The sequence below is a fragment of the Nocardia sp. NBC_01503 genome (genome assembly GCF_036327755.1).
In the GTDB taxonomy this organism is placed as follows: domain Bacteria; phylum Actinomycetota; class Actinomycetes; order Mycobacteriales; family Mycobacteriaceae; genus Nocardia.
In genome coordinates this window covers 8,319,712-8,337,754 of sequence record NZ_CP109596.1, presented here as the reverse complement: position 1 = coordinate 8,337,754, position 18,043 = coordinate 8,319,712, and the positions used below count along the sequence as shown (strand labels likewise).

The window sequence follows — 18,043 nt, the reverse complement described above, 5'->3', positions numbered from 1 at the left end:
CGAAGGCACCATACGCGTCGAGCACAGTGGGCGGAACGGCAGCCGTCGAGCCCGCTGTACGCGAACTGTCATTCGGCAGCTTCACGTCCTCGGCCTGCATTGATCAAGCCCTGGACGGGCGGGCTGTTGTCGCAAGAAGTCGTTGTTGACCGGTACCGAACTTTTGTATCGCGATACAACTTGCCGCAGTGGGCGTTGAGGTTTACGTGGTGTGGCGTAGGACACCTGGGGTGCATCGAGCCTTGGGAAGAGTGTTCCGGGCGCTCTAGATAAAGCCGTGCCCCGGGCGGCATGCGGTGCAGAGGCGGACCCGGGGCGTACTTGTGCAGTGTACCTCACGGGTGAGCTGGATAGAAGTTCGTGCTCACACGGAGGAATATCATGCCCGTCAACCTTCCCGCTTGGTTTGTACAGCACTTCGCCGCAGCGCGGCTGGCACCCTATCTGGTTGCGGCGCACCGAGACGGTGTATCGGCTGCGGACCTCTACGTCTGGAACCTGAAGATCGCGGAGGCTTTCTACGCTCCGCTGCACTGCTTGGAGATCAGCCTCCGAAACTCGCTGCACGAACAGTTGAAGCTGAAGTTCGGGCAGGAGCGTTGGTGGCTGGTCGCACCACTCGATGATCACGACGAATCGAAGATCCGTAAGGCTGAGAGCGACATTCAGCGCAGGTCTGCCGGCACGCCTTGCGTCGATGCCATCGTGGCCGAATTGTCCTTCGGTTTCTGGGTTTCGCTGCTCAGTCGTCGATACGACCGACGGCTGTGGGTTCCGGCTCTGCACAAGGGGTTTCCGCACTACCGCGGTCCTCGTGAACAACTGCGCGACAATCTGCAGGCCATGGTGCTGCTGCGGAATCGAATCATGCATCACGAGCCCATCCACCATCGGCATCTGGCGGCCGACCATGTCAAGATCTACGTGCTGCTCGGGTATCTGGGCCCGGAGCTGCCCGTGTGGCTTCGTACGATCGACCGAGTTCCGGAGACCCTCGCGCTACGTCCGAAGGCGGGAAGCCATGCCTGACAAGAACACTGAGCCACCGGCAGTCGAATCGATCCGACTACGCCGTGCGATCGGTCGATGCGTGCACGAAGGCATGACTGCCGGCCAGGCATCGACGCTCGCCTTGGGTTTGGTATTCGCGCGGAAAACTGACGAAGACTGGCCCGGGATTCCTGCCACCGATCCAGCGGAGGCCAATCACCGGGTTCGAAGCGTTGCCGCGGCTCTTCCCGAGGAGGTGCGGCTCGCTCTTCCAGAGATACATCGGCAGAATCTCTCTGCGGTGCAAGAACTTTGGAGTGCCCTGGAGCGGGCTATCGCGGTTCAGGGTGCTCGGGATGCGTCATTTCAGGTCTTGGACGCATGCGGCGATTCCAAGTCCGGTGACCTTTTCACGCCACGTGGACTGTCGCAGTTGATGGCCGCTTTTCTGGATGTCCATTCCGGTGCGACGGTTTACGACCCGGCATGCCGGGGAGGCGAACTGCTCGCCGCCGCGGCGGCACAGGTCCCCAACGGTGCCGAACTCTCCTTCGAGGCACGGTCGCTCACGGTTGACGGTCTACCGCTGGCGAAAATGAACCTCGCTTTGCATTCGGTCCGCGAATCGCGAGTAACAGCAGGTGCTTCCGTATGGGACGCACCTCTCCCGAACGGCCGGAAAGCGGACTTCGTTGTCACGAACCCGCCCTTCAATATGCGTGCGCTGTATGACCGCCTGGACCGGGTATGGCGATACGGGGAGCCACCGAAACACAACGCGAATTACGCTTGGCTGCAGCATGTTGTCGAGAGCCTCTCCGCCAACGGCAAAGCTGCGGTGTTGATGCCTGACAACGCGCCGTCCAGCGCGCGAGAACGAAGTATTCGCGCGAGCATGCTCGAGGACGGTTGTATCGAAGCGGTGATCTCTCTGCCGCGTCAGCTCTTTCGCGGTACTCGAGTGGCCGCGAGTCTGTGGATGTTGCGAGCGGGTGGTGCACGAGTCGACGACGTACTTCTCATCGACGCTTCCCGGTTCGGGCACATGTCTGAGCGAACGCTCCGAGTGCTCGACGACGACGAACAGGCCGAACTCGCGGCGATAGTGGGAGACTGGCGCGCCGGGCGGCTCGGTGATCACGCGAACGCGGCCGCAGTCGCAGTTTCGGAAATCGAGAGCAAGAACTACGACCTGACGCCGGCCGCGCACCTTCGGCCCATCCGCGTGGTTATCGATACTCACCAACCGAAGCGAACCCGCGATCGAATCGAGCGACTGCTTACGGATATGCGGCAGCAGGCCCAAACCGCCGATTCGACACTCGGCCGAACCCTCCGCGCGATCGATGCTCATCCGCCAGGCGAAGCATCGCAATGGAAAGAGGTAGCGCTGGGCGATATTTGCCTGGTGACACCGGGCGCGACGCTCGAGGAGGACTCCGCCGGAGTCACACCGATCATCAAGCCGAAAGACCTGGTGTCAGGTCGGCTGCTGACTCCAACGGCCAGGGCGAGTCGCCATGCGGCAGAACAGCAGTCGAACTACGTGGTCGCCCCCGGCGACGTCCTGTGTACCCGCACCGGGACGATCGGGAGGATCGCTCGCGTTACAGCGGAAAACAGCGGCTGGATGTTCGGCACCGGATTGATTCGGCTTCGGCCGAGTACGGAGCAGGTCGATCCGCGATACCTCAGCTTCTACCTCGCCCAGCCTGGCATCCAGGATTGGATGCTGAGCAGGTCGAAAGGTTCGGCGATCATGAGCATCAATGCGCAAGTCCTGAAATCCTTGGAGATCCGACTTCCTCCCATGGAAGAGCAGATCGCGATCGGGCGAGCACTCGACGACTTCGATGCGGTGATCGCCGCCCATGACGAGATCCGTACGGCGACAATCGCACTCCGCGATCTGCTGATGCCCGCCCTGCTTTCTGATAACGCGGAGCAAGCTGGTTGGTGAGTCGAGCAGTTCTTCGATCCTGTCGTACATAGGCACTACCCGCTGACCTCGATGCCGACTTGCGGTGCAGCGGCGGGCTCCTGGCAATCTCGATCGGCGCGTAGACACGATCGAGTCGACAGCGGGGGCATTTTCTCGGCGAAATCGACCGCGCTGCTGTTTATAAGCAGCAGACCTCACGACCAATCCGGTGCGCGCACACTCCACGTCTGCTCGCGCTGCCACTCCTCGTAAGTCACCGCATCGGGGCCCGCACTGTCACGCATCCGATCGGACGCTTTCGGCAGCTGATCTTGATCGTCGGACTGCGAAGTTTCGGCTGAGCTGTCGGATTCTGTGACGGGCCTCCTCAGCGCCGCCATGATCTCGGGTGGCAGGTTCGGGGAACTCATTTGCCGTCACCGGCTGAGGTTGTCGGACGTTCGGCGTCGGCCGGCCAGCCTGGAGACGGGTCGAGAGTTGGAAGATGGGCCTGGTAGAACGTCAACGTGGTTGTCGCGAGCTGTTCGGGCGGAACGGGATTGCCAGGCAGCGCGGCACACGGGTCGTCGTACGGTTTGCGGGTCCAGGCGTTGATCCAGCTGCTGTTCACGTCCATCGATTCCACGGACCAGTCTCCGAATACATCGGTGGTCGGGTAGCGGGCCGGCCCCTGTCCGAAGGTGGTCAGTTTCGGTGTCTCGTCCTGAGGTGCACGCAGCTTCATCTTGATTGCTTGGGGTACGAGCGCGGAGTTGAAGGGTGACCGGTATTCGTCGGGCCTGTTCAAGCTCACGCTCACGCCGTTCAACCAGAGACATGTCAGTGCTTCCACGACGTGTGTCGTTGGATAGTCGGCAGCCTTCTGTAGCGAGACCAAGTAGGGGTAGGCGGTGCCGTGGACCGAACCCCAGACGTCGAGTCGGCTTGCGTCCCATGTCTTGTAGATGGACTGATCCTTTTCGCCCATTGCCGGGTCTACCGCGCGGGTGTACCCGGGGTAGGTGTACTTACCCACATTGTTTTCGCTGTAGGTGCGGGTCATTGTTGCGAGAAACGCGGACTCGACTGCGGCACGGGTGACGATCGCCGCATCCGAATTCAAGTCCAGGCCGGGCGTGGCGGTCCACCGGTAGGAGAACTGCGCATTCTCCGGCAACTGGTACTTCGTGGGTGTGCTCGGCTCGGCGGAGCATGCCGCCAACAAGCACGCGGCGAGGGCTGCTGCTGGAATGCAGCGGGCCATGAGGCGACTGCGGGGCAGTTTCATTTGGGCTGCGGTCCATTCGGCTCGTGTCCGTCTCGCCAACCATCGTTGTAATTGGCGAGTCCGGGCAGGAAGTTTCGCATCGCACTGTCGAATTTTGGAAGGTACTGGCGGGGGTCTTTGCCGCCGATTTCGTCCAGTGACTTCAGTTTCCCTGTGTCGTCGAAGTAATGACCGACGTTGGGGTCCGATCGTAGGTCCGGATGGTTTGGAGATTGGGCCATACCTTCGAGGATGTTGTAGTACCGCTGCACCGGGTTCGCGTTCGCGGAGAGGTCCACGGTGGCATGCACTTCGGGTACCGACCCGAACAGCCAGGCTTTCACTTCGGGCGAGGATGCCTTCACCCCGAGTTCGACGACGTCGCCGACGATGGGAATTCGCTTGGCGGTGAAGGCGACACCTTCCCGTGCCGAGTCGAACACCGTCGTCGCTTCCTTCACCTGCTGTGCCTCGCTGAGCTGTCTGGCAGTGAACTCGAGCTTCATCCCATCTTTGGCCCCCGCATCGATCGCACCAGCCCACTCGCCCAGCTCGTATTCATTAGCTCCGGAAGCGCCGAATTGCTGATTCAGCTGCGACACGGCCGCGTATGCTGAGCCGTTGAACTGGATGGCGGCCTGCTTGTCGGTATCGATCACCGCGAAGACCTTCTTGACGGCGTCTGCGCTGAAGTCATGCTCGAACCCACCGGTGTGCAACATGCCTGGGTCGACGCTGACCATATCGGGGATATAGGGTGACAGTGTCGATGCCAACGCCTGTGTCAAAGCCGGATTGGCGACGCCGATCTCTTGTCGGCCCTCGAAGCTGTTGATTTTCAACAGTTCATCCTCGTGCTTGCTCATATAGCTGGCGAGCGCATGCGCTGACTCGCCGGAGTCTACGCGCTGCGCGTCGATCGGCGATGTAGCGAATTCACCGGCCGTACTAACGACCTTCGCGATGCCGGCGTCATGGCCCTCCCAGTTGTGGTTGAGTAGATTCCCGATATGAGAATCGGGGTTGTACTTCCCGCCCGGCGTGACGGTGACGTCCATGCGATGTGTGCCATCGGGCGATTGAGCGCCGCCGGTCAAGAGGTCGTGAACAGCGAGGTGGTCACCCCCGGCGCGGCTCAGCATCTTGTCCGCCAGCGAACTCGGCGTCTCGGTGCTGCCCCAGGGGCCTTGAATATTCTTGACGTTGCTGCCCGCGATCTCCGCGCCCTGTTTGAGCAGGCCGCGGTCGATGTCGGTGCCCTGAGCCAGACCCGCGTTGCCGTTGCCGAGCAGATCGGTCAACGCGTTGAAATCACCCATTCGAGGTACTTCGATGACGCCGCCCGCGCCGCCGCCCCGCGCCGGATTGAGCGATTTGTAAGGCTTTTCGGTCAGCAGTGTGCGGACCTGAGTGGGCAGCAGGGCCATACCGCCGGTATCAGCCGCCACGCCCTGCCTGCCAGCCTCTATCTGGGGATTCGACATGATCTGTAGTGCATCCGCGACACCCGCTCGAACGATCGTCTGCTGGTCTGCGGGCAGGCCGTCGCCCAGTTTCTTGATATCGGTGACGCTCATCGTGTCCATCGAGCGCATGAGTCCGCGCAGGTAGTCGAACTGTCCCTGCGGCAGGTCCACTTGCTTACCGGCGAGCAGATCGTCGAGTTGCTGCTGGGTCAGATGAGTCGCCAGTTGCAGCCGCTCGACTTGTTCCGGTGTGGCCGTCCCATTGCGCAGGGCTGCTTCGTCCTGTGCTGCGACAGTCGGATTCAGGCCGGAGGTCGCGGGTGTCAGTTGTTCGATAGAGTTCAGGGCGGTACGGATCGCGGTGGTGGCGGCGGCGTCGGCCCAGCCCAGATCGGCTGCCAGCCGTTGCAGCGTGACCGTCTGATTGCTCGCCTCGTTCTGGCGCGTCGATTGCAAGGTATTCACTTGGTCGATCAGCTTTTGGTCCTTGCCCGCGGCGTCGAGAGCGGCCTGGTAGTTGTAGGTGTCCCGGACCGACCAGTCGCCGTCGTCGACCTCATAGCCATCCTTGCGCAGGCTGGTCACCGACTGCTTGGCGGTGCTGACCAGTGGACCCATCGCGGTCTGCCCGTTCAGGCACGCGGTCGCGAGATCGTCGAAAGCATCGGCCACCAAACGCATTTCCGTACGTTCGCGCTCAGCGCGATTCTCAGCCCCGCGGCGGCCATCCCCTGACCAATTCAAGCCGTCGACGGTCTTGTTCATCGTATCGGCGGCATCCCGAATACCCTGCGCGATCAGAGTCGCCTTGGGCGCAACCGATCCCATGTCGACATTCCAGAACATCACCTGGCTGACGTTGGGAACCTTCACGCCTGGCTCCCGGAGTTGAAGTCGCCGAGCGCCTCGAACCGGGTTGCCGCGTCCTGGTCGGTCCCATGATAGGTGTCCGCGGATTCGTTCAGCAGCGCAGCGAACTCCTGATAGCGGCCACTGACGATCGGGATCGCCTTCGCGCGAACCGCTTCTATCCGATCCAGCTCCGGTCCTACCTCGGAGCCCTGCATGAACGATCCCAAGGTCCCCAGGATGCCGGATGCGGTGTCGATGACCGGCAACTTCCCGACCGCCGCGACGATACCGTCGAACGCCTTCGCCGCATCACGCAATTCCTGTGCCGAAACCTGCATTTCGCCCCCCATTCATCGTGGGTTCACGCGCGGTATTCTTCGTTCCCCGCGCGACGAAAACCTGGTCGAAACATTATCAGAGACTCTCTGCTGCAACAGGTTTCATCGCAGTATGGGCGGAGGTCGCGGCCGTCGGCGACAACAGTGCTGCCACCCCCCGGGATCATATCGACGTCAATCTGGATCACGTTCTATCGACGATCAGCAGACTCACGCCGATTGCCGCAGCTGATACCAGCAGGCCGTGTAGTGAGCACCATCGAGATTCCCTTCGCGATCGGTACTGCCGATTCTTCCATCATGAGGGCGGGACTGACGACCTATGTAGCGATGCGGCCAGAACATCGAAATAGCGTTGATTCCGCCATGATTGGTGATTCCCGATGACATAGATGCGGCGCTTCGCACGTGACACCGCGACGTTGAGCAGGTTCGGTTTCTCCGCAGCCCATCTGCGCGCCCCGACTTGGCGCGGTCCCGTGCCCAGCACCAGGATGACGACGTCTGCCTCCTGCCCCTGCACTGTGTGAACGGTCCCGACATTGCTTCGTGCGAAGTCGGCGTGGATCGCCTCGGCGGCAACCGATTTCGAGCCGCGCACGACATCCCGGAAAGGGCTGATCACCCGAATATGTTCAGGCGCGATGCCCACTCCGTTGGTCAGCAGAATGAGAAGGTGACGCAATTGGTCGCCCTCGGCTGGCACCCACTTATCCTCCGCCACTTCGGAACTGATGTCGAACCAGGTGTTCGCGCCAGTGAACTCGCCTTCATGCATGGTGCCGTACACCATCAGGTCGCCGCCGTAGGCGATGCGATTGGAGATCTCGAACATCGGCCGATCGCATCGCCGGTGGACTCGCAGCGGAGCGCCGACCCAGACATCGGCGTCACCGTCAGGTTCGGGAAGGCTGGTGCCGTGCCTTGCGAGCCGGTCCGCGACCCGCTGTGCTGAGGTGTAATCGGGCGTCCACTGTTCTCCCAGCCGATACTGTCGCAACAACGCGTGTTGAGCCGAGATAGGCAGTGTGACAATCGGTTCAAGCTGTTGTGGATCACCGACGATGACAGCTCTTTTGGCGCGCCAGAGTCCGCCGACCGCCAGTTGCGGAGTGGCCTGACCCGCTTCGTCGATGAACAGCCAGCCGAAAGTTTCGCGACCGAGCCCGGTGAACAATCGAGGCAGCGAGGCGAAAGTCGTCGACACCATCGGCACGACGAAGAACAGCGTCTGCCATGCCGTAGCCAGGGTTGCCGGTTTGGGTTTGACATCCAACTGGTTGCGGATCGCGGCCATGGCGACATCGAGATTGCCTCGGATCAGGGACCCGGAGCCGAGAATGAACGCCTTGTGTAACCGCAGCGCCTCCAAGAACAGTCGATGCCGGGCCGCTGTGAATTCCGCGTCGGCCCAGGGGCTGCACAGTTGGAATCGTTTCTCGTCGGTGAGGATCTCGCCGAAAGGGATTACAGCGGACCATCTTTCCTGGGCATCGGTGATGACCCTGGAGGCCAGTTGATGTTCTGCGACTGCCGCGGCATGGGTGTGGACGAGCGCACGTCCTTTGGCCGCGGCACTTTCCCATGCTCGCGCGCATTGGGCGATCTCGGCGTTGCGGGTACCGAGCGTGCTCTGCTTAGCTTCAAGATCCGCGAGCAGTTGCAGATGCCGTGCATGCCATACTCGTCCGGCTTTGAACCAGGTCGACAGCGATATCCAGAACCCCGGCTTGCGCGCATGGTGGCGGTCGATCTCGATGTTCGCGGCGCTGACCGCGGCCTCGTCCTGGGCGCGAGCGAAAGTCGCCTGTGAGTGGCGATTTCGCCAGGAATCATATTCGTTCTGGGTATCGATAATGTCTTGCGCCGCAGTATTAATGACGGTTTGCAACCGTTCCAGGTTGTTGATCGCGTCGGCGATGGATTGTCGCTCGTCTGTGAGCCGCCGCACCTCGTCGTGGGCTTTGTCGAAGGCGGTGACGGCGGCTTCCCAGTCGGGGACGGTCGCTGGTTCGTTCACTGCCTGCTGCAGCATTCGCATCATGCCGATCGGCTCGACAGCGCCGCCCTCATCGTCCGTCCCAGGCTCGCTCGGTCGGTTCCGGGAACCGTTGTCTCCCCACCAGAATCGGCTCACGAACTCGGACCGATTGCTCATATTTCCCAGGACGGCGGCAACGAGTCCCCAAGCCTTGCGATCCAGTACCCCGGACGCGAGGTCCGAAAAGTAGTCTGCCGCAAGCGCTTCGTCCTGAACTCCCGATACCGCGCTGATCGCGGGAATCTCGGCGGTGACATTGGCCGCGGCATCATTGCTGGCGGTGGCGACGACTATCTCGAATCCGGTGAGTTCGGGGCGAATGCCGTACACCGTCGGCCGATACCTGCCGATCTGAGCGGTTTCGAGTTTGGCCGTGAACGCCGCGCGCGGATTCTCCAGTTTCGAGAGACGAATAGCGCGTTCGGTCACAATGGCGGCGAGGACATCGCGCAGCATTGTGGTCTTGCCGGTGCCGGGTGGCCCGTTTACGGCGAAAATACCTGTGCTGTCGCCGATTTCGGTCATCAACTGGTCGACGGCGAACTGCTGGCCGAGCACCAGTGGCTTGCTCACGGCGCCGGGCCAGCGACCGCCCGGTATTCGATGAGGTTCCACACCGGCGATCACCGCATCGGGGCGGGCTCGCACATCGATACGAGATTCGACGGCACAGTCATCGGACAGGTAGTCGCGCAGCGCCTCTCCCACATCACCCCGCCGGACAGCCTGCTCGACGACGGCGAGATCCTGTGCGATGAAGCTGTTCAGGAAGTCTTGTTCGGTTGATTCGCCGGCGTAGCGGGCCGATACCTGAGCGCACCGCACCTGAACTCCATCGACTCCGAGCGCGGCGGTGATGCCCAAGCCATCGCCGAGCTTCTTGACCAGCCGGTACACGTCCTCGACGGTGAGGTTCAGTGTCGGCGGCTCCGCATCGTCTTGGTCTGGGTCCGAGCTCTTTTCGGCTTTTCGGCGTTCGAGGAGTTTTTCGGCGAAGGTACCGGCGACGGTTCCCGCGATACCGCCGAGGACCGGTCCGCCGAGCATGGTGGCCCCAGCGGTCGCGGCCGCTGTCGCCGCGGCACCGGCTCCCTTCGCAATCGCGTCCAGTGCGGCGGACCTCGCTCGGTCACCGACCTCTGCGGCCAGTGCCGAACGTTCTTCTGCCGCAGCAATTTCGGGTGGTGAGAGCTTGTTCAGGCTTGTGACGAAGCCGCGATTATCGTCGTCGAACCCGTCCAGCCACTTCAGATCCCCGGGACCGGGCGACCGCAGGCGGCTGATGGCCCAGGCGCACGCCGACAGCACAGCCGAGTTCTCGACCATTGACCCGTGCGCGTCCAGCGTGAAGGCGAATGTCGCCGTCGTACCGGCTCGTCGGCCGTCAGATTGACCATGGTCATTCCCGAATACCCGAACCAGTTCATCGCGGACCTTGTCGATCTCGAACAGCCCGCCATACACGGTGAACTGCCAAGCCTTGCCAGGCGGTAATGGGCGTTCTCGCCACAATGGATGCTCACGCTGCCAAGGCGCCGGACCATTCTCGGGCATCTTCAGCACCAGCGGTGGAACCCTGGTCGAGAGCTTGGGAACCTCTTGCGGGCTGAACATCTCAACCGCCCGCCAGAATCCCAGAAGCCGAGTCGCCTGCTCGTTCCCACCCATAGCGCCACCCATCCGCCGCCATCGAATATTCCAGCCTCGGACGTTCCAACGGTACGTCACTTAGGGTCTGTTGTCGTGAAAAATACTGGGAGACGGTGTGATTCGCAGAATGTCTACTGGTCGGTTTGTTGCGAATGTGCGGTTTCGTCGGCCTGGCGCGCTGTAGGACGCACCGGACCTATCTTCCACTCGTGGGCGCGGACATCAGCTTCCGGACCATCAGCACAACAAGCAGCCCGAGCCAGGGCGCTTCATAGAGCCAGCCGAAAACCGCCCGCTGTGCCGATGGATTCTCCGCACCGAAAATTCTGACAGCTACCCATGTGCCGAGCATGTAGGGCCAGCAGAGTGCCCAGTACGCCGCGATGAGGGCCATACATAATCCGATGATGGCAGCAATTCCGCCCCCGCTGGATCGTCGCCTCCCCCAAGATGCGCCGACTGACACCGGGCCGACTCCGGCACCGATACCCCGATTCGATACCCCCGCACGGACGCCGAAAGCTTTGCCGCCGATGCCGATTCGCATCGGAGGATTTGAGCACGAGCGACATTGTCGGGTCCAGGGCTCAGTTGCGGTTTAGCGATGGCAGGCACGGGATGTCCCCGAGTTGGCACTACACGGACAATCTCCGCAACTGGATCACCTTCGATGGACGGTCTGCTCCCGGTTTGTCCTCGTTTCTCATGAGACCGCTGGCCGATGAGCTGCGTGGCGCCCGATGGAGTCGACTGACCTCGAAACGTCGCTCTCGCTGATTCGTTCCGTCGGGTAGCGAGAGCTTCGTGGTGTGCGGCGGGCAGCCCAGCGCGGCCTCATCGATCGCGACCCACCGTGTCGAGCTAAATGGCTGTGCCGCGGTTGGTAGTGGGAGCCGGGATCATGAGCAGCGAGTCCATCTCCTGTCGGCGGCACTTCTCGGCGAAATCGACTGCGCTGCTGGGGTTCTGCATGTACCGATCGAAGGTAGGCTGATCGATCTCGTAGTACTCCTCGTAGTCGACGATTCCACTGCTGACCGGAATCGACAAATAGTGCTTGTTGGTCCCTTCCTCGACGCCCAGGGAGAACCAGTGTTCGCGTGAGAAGTACTGATCGTCGAACTTCATTTCACTCCTCACCTGTCGATGGTGAACCATTCGTCGGGGAGTCCCTCGCGGTATATCTGATCTACCTGCTCGTAGCTCATCACGAGAGGATGCGAGAACTTCGTTGCGTCGGAAGGCTTCAGGCTGCCGCGATCGAGGGGCTCGTCGTCGACGAACAAGGACATGTACGAATATTCGGCAGTTGGATCGGTAGGTTCGAGTCGGACTCGAGGATCCACACCTTCTCGATACCACCGGTAATCAGGAGAGCTGGTGCGCTCGGCGCGTTGGGGAACTCCACCCATCAAGCGCAACAGGTACTTCTCGACATCTTCGTAGTTGCGCAGCGAACCCAACATGGAGGTCAGCCCTCGCTCTTCCTTTGTCAGTGCCCAACCGCTCGACGATTGTTCGACACGGTAGTTCATACCGCCTATTTCAAAGAGCAAAGCCTGGCCGTCAACGCGAGGGGGATTGGCCAGCCAATAGCTGAACTCGGGAGGGACCATCGGGATTTGGGTACTCCCGACGTCCTTTCCTTGGCTTCGCAGGTTGGCGGCCTGCCACTCATACCAGGCTCGCACGATCCTATGCGTGGCTGAGGGGAACTGTCGGAGATCGATGGGTGGGTGCACTTGGATCCTATTCGTTTCACCAGTTGCTCTTGGCGTCGTATGTGTGATTCTACTTTTCGATCAAGTATCCGATGTCCAGCAATTCTTCTACCGTTCCCTCGTCGCCGAATCGGTCGATAATTTTGTACTGGATACCGTGGCCGGCCTCGCCGAACCACGGTGCCACCACCGATTCCTCGATCTTCCAGCCCGTCGGCAGAGGGTTACCTGTCACTTCATAGGTGTGATAGGGCTTCATCGCGAGCGTGTCGGGAGGTAGCGAACGCGCAGTGAGCGGAGTGCCCTGCGGTGAGAGCCACGCACCCCCCTCGTATCCGTACCGGTCGATTACGCTGCCCGGAGGAATATCTACGATCCTTTGCGTTCCCGGAATCGCATAGTCCGCTCCGGGGTACTTCCAATTGTTGGCTCGCCCGTATTTTGCTACGAATTCCGCATCCGTCAGCTTCTCGCCGGATGGATAGGTCTTTCGGGTTTGGCCGAGAGCAGCGATCTTGGTTCGTGCTTCATCGACCCATTTCTTGATCTTCGCGAGTAGTGGTTTGATTCGCTCGACCAAGGGGCGCACGGTGTCGGCGACGATCTTCGCGGCCCGAGTCGCGAGAGTGCTGATGACCTCCGCGATTCGACGGGCCTTCGCCGCGGCGCGGGCCACGAGCGCCGAGTTGCCGACAATTTCGGACATGCCCGCGGTGAACGGTGCGAGGAGGGCGAAAGCGGCTTCCCACAACACGGTTTCGAAGCCGAACTCCGCGAGCTCGCTGATGATCTTGTGATGGGCCTCGTCGAGATGCCCGGCGTACTCGCCGCACGCACTTCCCAGGGTCTGGCAGATGTTCGCCAGCGCGGAGAGTTCGTTCTTGCGATCGGTGCAGGCCGCCAGCGTTGTCGGGATCTCTTCGGATCGCTGATTGCCGAGCAGGTCGGTCGCGGTCGTCACCCGCTGTGCGAGGGCGCGGAAGTCGGCCGCGGCGGTATTCCAGGCACCCTGCGCGGTGCGCAGTTTGTCCTGATGCCCATTGGGCCAGGCGGCGGCGACGGCCTTCTTGACGATCGACCATCCGAACGGTTCCGGCAGGCCGTTCCCGGCGGCGGACAACGCCTGGGTGACCACGCAAGGGACCATTCGCGCCGGCGGCCGCGGTGGTTCCGGCACGTTCGCGAAGTTGGCGGTCGCCTCGGCGCGCTCATGGTTGTGCGCCCCGCTGGTGACGAGATCGGCGGTGCTCGTGCAGGCGGCGAGAATCTGGTCGGAGGTTTGTAGTGCGAGCCCGGCGGCTTCGTCATAGGACTTGGCCCAGTCCTGGCCGATGCTGTCGCTTCCCGCCATACCGGCATTGGCGTTCAAGACACCGAGCAGCCCGATATGAACGTCGGCCGCATCGGTGGCGATCGATGCGAAAACCTCAGCGGCACTGTGGTATTCCTCGCTCCGGACCGCGATTACCGGTAGGGTCGCTGTCGGGCTCACGGCCACATCTCCGTATTGGTCGGGCCTACAACGCCGTATGCCTCTTGTGCGGTGGTCAGCTTCGCCCGCAGCTGGGCGAGCGCGGCCCGCATCTCCGCGATCGCTCGCATCCGCGCTTCGTGCGCTTCCCGATGTGCGACGGCGGCAGCGCCCGTCCACGACACATGGAGTTCATCGATCTGCTTTTCGGCGGCCGTGACCGCGTCCTCGATCGTCGTCTCCAATGTCGCGGTCGCATCGACCAACCGCCCCAAGCCGACCAAATCCACTCGATACCCGGCCATCTACACCACGTCCGGTAGATCGAGACTCGATCCCGCCCGCTCGGTCGCTGACGCCCGCGACTGATCCAGTGCGGTGACTTCGGCGGCGGTGCGGCGCAGCAGTCCGGCATCGGTGTGGAAGGAGCCGATTATCTGCCGTGCCCCGTCCTCCCACTCCGCCCACGGATTCTCGTGCGAACCCGCCGCGGTCCCGGTCCATTCGACTCCGACGAACGCCCGGACCGCCCGCATATGCGCATCGACCCGGTCGGTGAGCTCATCCGCGATCTGGTCCAGCCCACCCGCGGTGGCCTGCACCTCGACCGGATTGATTCCCATCCCCGCACTCACGACCGGAACGATATCCGCAACTATTCGGCAATCGCTAGTCGGGTGGCATGGGTCACTGTGGGCGGCTGTCTATCTGCGCATAGTCGGTTGTGAAGTGGCATCGACCATTTTCTCTGCCGGTTCCGGGGGTGTGGCCTATTCGGATGTGTGCTCGTTCAGCTACAGATCCGTAACTGCGTCTCGACGAATGTCGAATCGAATCGAAGACCGCTTCCCCAGATGTCATGAGCAGCATTGAGTTTGGCGACCAGATTGCTCACCAGAGCGTGCTCTTGCTCGGTGGTGCGGCTTCCCTCCGACAGAACCTTGGCATACCGCACAGCGTCGACAATGACGGACTTGATCTTTTCGTGGTTCAGGTATGTGCGCAGATCGTGCTCCCACCGGCCTGTCGCGGCTTCAGGTTCGGCGGCGACCCACTGCGAGAGGAGGACATCGCGCTCGCCCGGCTGGTACCCCATCTTGTGCAGATGCGTGGCTACGTCGTAGAGCGGATCGCCGTACAGTGCCAGTTCCCAATCCAGGAAAACGACCTCGCGACCGTTCTTGATGATCATGTTCTTCCGATGCACGTCGGCGTGCACGAGTCGAAACGGGCGCGATTCGAGCGTGCGCCATCCAGCCATCACGGTGTCGAGTGGATTCTCGGGCACGCCGAGGTTCCGGTACAGCGGGCCGAATCGGTGCTGATTCTCCTGGTAGACACGCTGGGTCACATCGGACAGGCGGCGGGCGAACTCGGCCGGATCTTCGATTGATGGGCTGGGAGTCGGCAGAAGCTCGGTGGGAATCGTCCGCAGGTCGGCGAAGAGTCGGGCGACATCGCGCGGCACGCAGTCGGGGACAGCGTGCCCACGAGGTGCGATGTCATCGAGCAGTTCACCGGCGATGAAGTCCTGTATCTGATACGCGGGATGGTTTGACTCCCAACGCAATCGAGGCGAGGCGGGTACGAAGGGCTCGATTGCTCGAAGCACCCGTACTTCCGGCCAGATCCGCAGATCCATCACATCGGCGCCGGCCACCGGAATCCGAACGTTCACCGGCCCGGTGGCGGTTTCGATCCGCACATTGTGGTTGTAATACCCTGCGGCGGAATCGGTTCGAGTGATGGCCTCGCGATAGTAGGAATCGGGGTCCAGGCCGAGCACCCGTGCGCTCAGCCGTTGGGCGGCCAGGTCCAGATCGCTATCCGGAGCGGGAGGCTGGATGCGGCGGTGCGCCCGCGCGGCTGCCAGCGAGACCGCAGGATCGGACCAGCCGAGCAAGGCCAGCACCGCCCGTGCGACGAGGACGAGTGCGGGGTAGACGTTCGCGGCTTCCAATTCCTCGACCGCCCAACGAGCTCCGGCAACGGCTTCGGTGCGCCGACCGCGTCGCGCGTGCGCTCCGGCTCGGAACAGTTCGGCTCGGGCTCGACCCGATCGATAGCCCGCGCGCTCCAGCGTTTCGCAGGCGTCGGCGAAAGCGCGCTCGGCCGCATCGAGGTCGCCGAGTGCCAGCTGCGCGATACCGAGTGCGGTGTGGGCCTTGCCGAGTTCATGTAGCGCGCCGAGTTCGCGCTGAATCGCGATGGCAGCGGCCGCCGCGGCGAGGGCGCGATCCGGTTCGGTGAGCGCCAGTAGCTCCGCGCGGTTTGTAGCGATATTAGATTGTCCGACAATACTTCCCGCTGCGGCGTAGTGGCCGTCCGCCTCATCCAGGTATCGAGCGGCGGCATCGGTATCGAAGGACATACGGTAGGTGAGGTGCCGCAGCCGGGCTATGTCACCGAGGAACTCGTGGTCGCGGGAATCGGTGAGATCGACCAGCTGACCGCACAACTGGAGTGCTTGCGCGGATCGGCCCTGGCACATGTGCAGATCGGCGGCCCAGTGCCCAGCGTTGAGTCGCACGCGACCCGCACCGTGTGACCACAGCGCTTCGTACATCGTCAGCGCTTCGTCGGTACGCCCGAGAATGCGGCGGGCATTGGCCGCCGCCAAGGTGAGCCGCTCCGCAACGGGTCCGGTGCGCTCCGCGTCGATCGAATTGGTGAGCTGATCGGCATGCTTGGCATCGCCCAGTAGCAGGGCTCCCTCGGTCTCCAAACACTGTGTCAGTTCACGCAATTCGGAAATATCCGATCTGGTCGAACCCTCCTCCAGCAGATACTGGTTCAAGTCCGTGAGTACGGCATCGATCCCTTGTTTGCCGCCGGCCGCCGCGATTCGATCCACGTAGTCGAGCAGTGAGACCGCGGTCAGGGTACCGGCGCGCAGGCCGTGATAGCCGGCTTCTCGCAGCGCGGTCACTCTGCCGGATGCGGACTCCGCCCGGGAACGCCACAGTCTGTGCAGCACATCATGCAGCGTAGTCTCGACCTCGGCGTCGAGGCGCTGCCGCAACGCGGTCACCATGAGCTGGTGCAGCTGGAATCGTCCGGTGGCGCCCTCCTCGTCGGCGGCATAGACGAATGAGTAGCCGATCAGCGAGGTCCAAGCCGTCACATGGGCGGGCAGGCCGAAGGCGCTCGCTATCGCGGTGAATATCTCTCTGTCGAAGATCCGCGGCAGGCCGAGTAGCTCCAGCATTCGGACCTCATCGGGCCGGACGTGGAGCAGGAAGCGCTCGAGAATCGTTCCGGGAGAGACGAGTTGGTGCGGTGCCATGACTCCGCCGCGGAGCCGGGCGTCGATGGCGAGATGGAGGTAGAACGGCACACCGGCGCTCGCCATGGCGATGGCATCGCGTTCGGCGGGGTCGCTCACGCCCGAAGCGTCGAGGAGACGATGTCGATCGGCCAGGATCAGATCGTCGAGCCGTATCTTATCGATGCGCCCTTGCCATTCCGGGTCGTGGCGCTCCCAACCCAGGGGCTCTCGGCTGGCGATGACCACCAGCCCTTTGTCGAGTTGCGCGACCAGATCCCGCAACCAGGAATCCGAATCCGCGGCTCGCCCAACGCGTTCCACGCCGCCGACCAAGGCTTCGTAGGCATCGAGAAATGCGACGTACGGTTCGCCGTCGGTGCCGGCCGCGAGATCCGCCGCGAAAAGGTACGCCACCGCTGCTTCGAGCTGCGACAGCGTCAACTGGTCGAGCTCCTGAAGCACCTGATCGTGGCGAATGCGGAAACTACGTGTCACCCGCCGCGTCCCCAGCTCGACGAGCCGAGCCGCAGTGCCGAAGATCGGTATCCCGGTCGCGTCATTGAGAATCTCGGTGAGCACTTCACTGTTCTCGGCGAACGCCAGCGATTCGAAGCTGACCCTCAGATGCGGATGCAGCCGCTGCCACAACACGGTGTACGCGATATCGAATCTGTGGAATTTGACTTTGCGAGAACCGAATTGGGATCGCAGCACCGCCAGCGCTTCGATCGACTGTCGCTGGCTGGGAACCTGAAAGTCCACCGTGGCGGCCGCGTGCTCTTTCTCCGCGCGCGCCCGCAACTCGGCCAGCAACCGCGACTTGCCAATGCCACCGACCCCGGTCAGCAAGAGCACCTTCGGCGTATGCGCCGACTCGACGAGCAGCTCATCGAAGCGCCGGAACACCGCGTCCCGGTTGACGAACGGACGCCGGATTGCACCCGGTTGGTAGCGCGCGGTCAGCACCATCGAGATTCCCCCTCACGATCGGCACTGTCGATTCTCGCATGATCAGGTCGAAACCAAGTGCTTTCGGCGGACGCGGATTGGCAACCGAC

General features: G+C 62.4%; 12 protein-coding genes. 2 read left to right on the top strand and 10 right to left on the bottom strand.

Going from position 1 to position 18,043, the window contains the following annotated elements; translation table 11 throughout:
• Nucleotides 1-381 precede the first annotated feature (381 nt).
• Together OHB26_RS38630 and OHB26_RS38625 are read left to right on the top strand one after the other, a co-directional pair.
• On the top strand, nt 382-1,029 hold the full coding sequence (locus OHB26_RS38630; RefSeq protein ID WP_330182179.1) for a hypothetical protein: 648 nt from the start codon (nt 382-384) through the stop codon (nt 1,027-1,029).
• A complete protein-coding gene (locus tag OHB26_RS38625) occupies nt 1,022-2,950 on the top strand; it encodes an N-6 DNA methylase (protein ID WP_330182178.1) in 1,929 nt (642 codons plus the stop codon). Before OHB26_RS38630 ends, OHB26_RS38625 begins: the two co-directional genes overlap by 8 nt.
• 388 nt (nt 2,951-3,338) lie before the next feature.
• On the opposite strand, the gene OHB26_RS38620 is transcribed toward OHB26_RS38625, so the two are convergent.
• From OHB26_RS38620 to OHB26_RS38580, 10 genes are all read right to left on the bottom strand, one after another.
• Nucleotides 3,339-4,199 carry a hypothetical protein gene (locus tag OHB26_RS38620; RefSeq protein WP_330182177.1) on the bottom strand — a complete coding sequence of 287 codons (861 nt, stop codon included), beginning with the start codon at nt 4,197-4,199 and terminating at the stop codon, nt 3,339-3,341.
• Nucleotides 4,196-6,517 (bottom strand): TPR repeat region-containing protein, encoded by a 2,322-nt coding sequence (locus tag OHB26_RS38615; RefSeq protein ID WP_330182176.1) that lies wholly within the window; start codon nt 6,515-6,517, stop codon nt 4,196-4,198. Before OHB26_RS38615 ends, OHB26_RS38620 begins: the two co-directional genes overlap by 4 nt.
• A complete protein-coding gene (locus OHB26_RS38610) occupies nt 6,514-6,834 on the bottom strand; it encodes a type VII secretion target (RefSeq protein WP_330182175.1) in 321 nt (106 codons plus the stop codon). The genes OHB26_RS38615 and OHB26_RS38610 overlap by 4 nt, the downstream gene beginning before the upstream one ends.
• A gap of 298 nt (nt 6,835-7,132) precedes the next feature.
• Nucleotides 7,133-10,489, bottom strand: a complete 3,357-nt coding sequence (locus OHB26_RS38605) for an AAA domain-containing protein (RefSeq protein ID WP_330182174.1) — start codon at nt 10,487-10,489, stop codon at nt 7,133-7,135.
• Between the two features lie 897 nt (nt 10,490-11,386).
• A complete protein-coding gene (locus OHB26_RS38600) occupies nt 11,387-11,653 on the bottom strand; it encodes a hypothetical protein (protein WP_330182173.1) in 267 nt (88 codons plus the stop codon).
• A gap of 8 nt (nt 11,654-11,661) precedes the next feature.
• The gene (locus tag OHB26_RS38595) at nt 11,662-12,141 is read right to left on the bottom strand and encodes a hypothetical protein (RefSeq protein ID WP_330182172.1); all 480 of its coding nucleotides are present in this window, start codon (nt 12,139-12,141) and stop codon (nt 11,662-11,664) included.
• 175 nt (nt 12,142-12,316) lie between these two features.
• A complete protein-coding gene (locus OHB26_RS38590; RefSeq protein ID WP_442943072.1) occupies nt 12,317-13,393 on the bottom strand; it encodes a TNT domain-containing protein in 1,077 nt (358 codons plus the stop codon).
• Nucleotides 13,394-13,734: 341 nt separating this feature from the next.
• Nucleotides 13,735-14,022, bottom strand: a complete 288-nt coding sequence (locus OHB26_RS39805; protein WP_442942816.1) for a WXG100 family type VII secretion target — start codon at nt 14,020-14,022, stop codon at nt 13,735-13,737.
• Nucleotides 14,023-14,352, bottom strand: a complete 330-nt coding sequence (locus OHB26_RS38585; protein ID WP_330182170.1) for a WXG100 family type VII secretion target — start codon at nt 14,350-14,352, stop codon at nt 14,023-14,025. It abuts the gene before it with no gap.
• A gap of 155 nt (nt 14,353-14,507) precedes the next feature.
• Nucleotides 14,508-17,954, bottom strand: a complete 3,447-nt coding sequence (locus tag OHB26_RS38580; RefSeq protein WP_330182169.1) for a phosphotransferase — start codon at nt 17,952-17,954, stop codon at nt 14,508-14,510.
• Nucleotides 17,955-18,043: the final 89 nt, after the last annotated feature.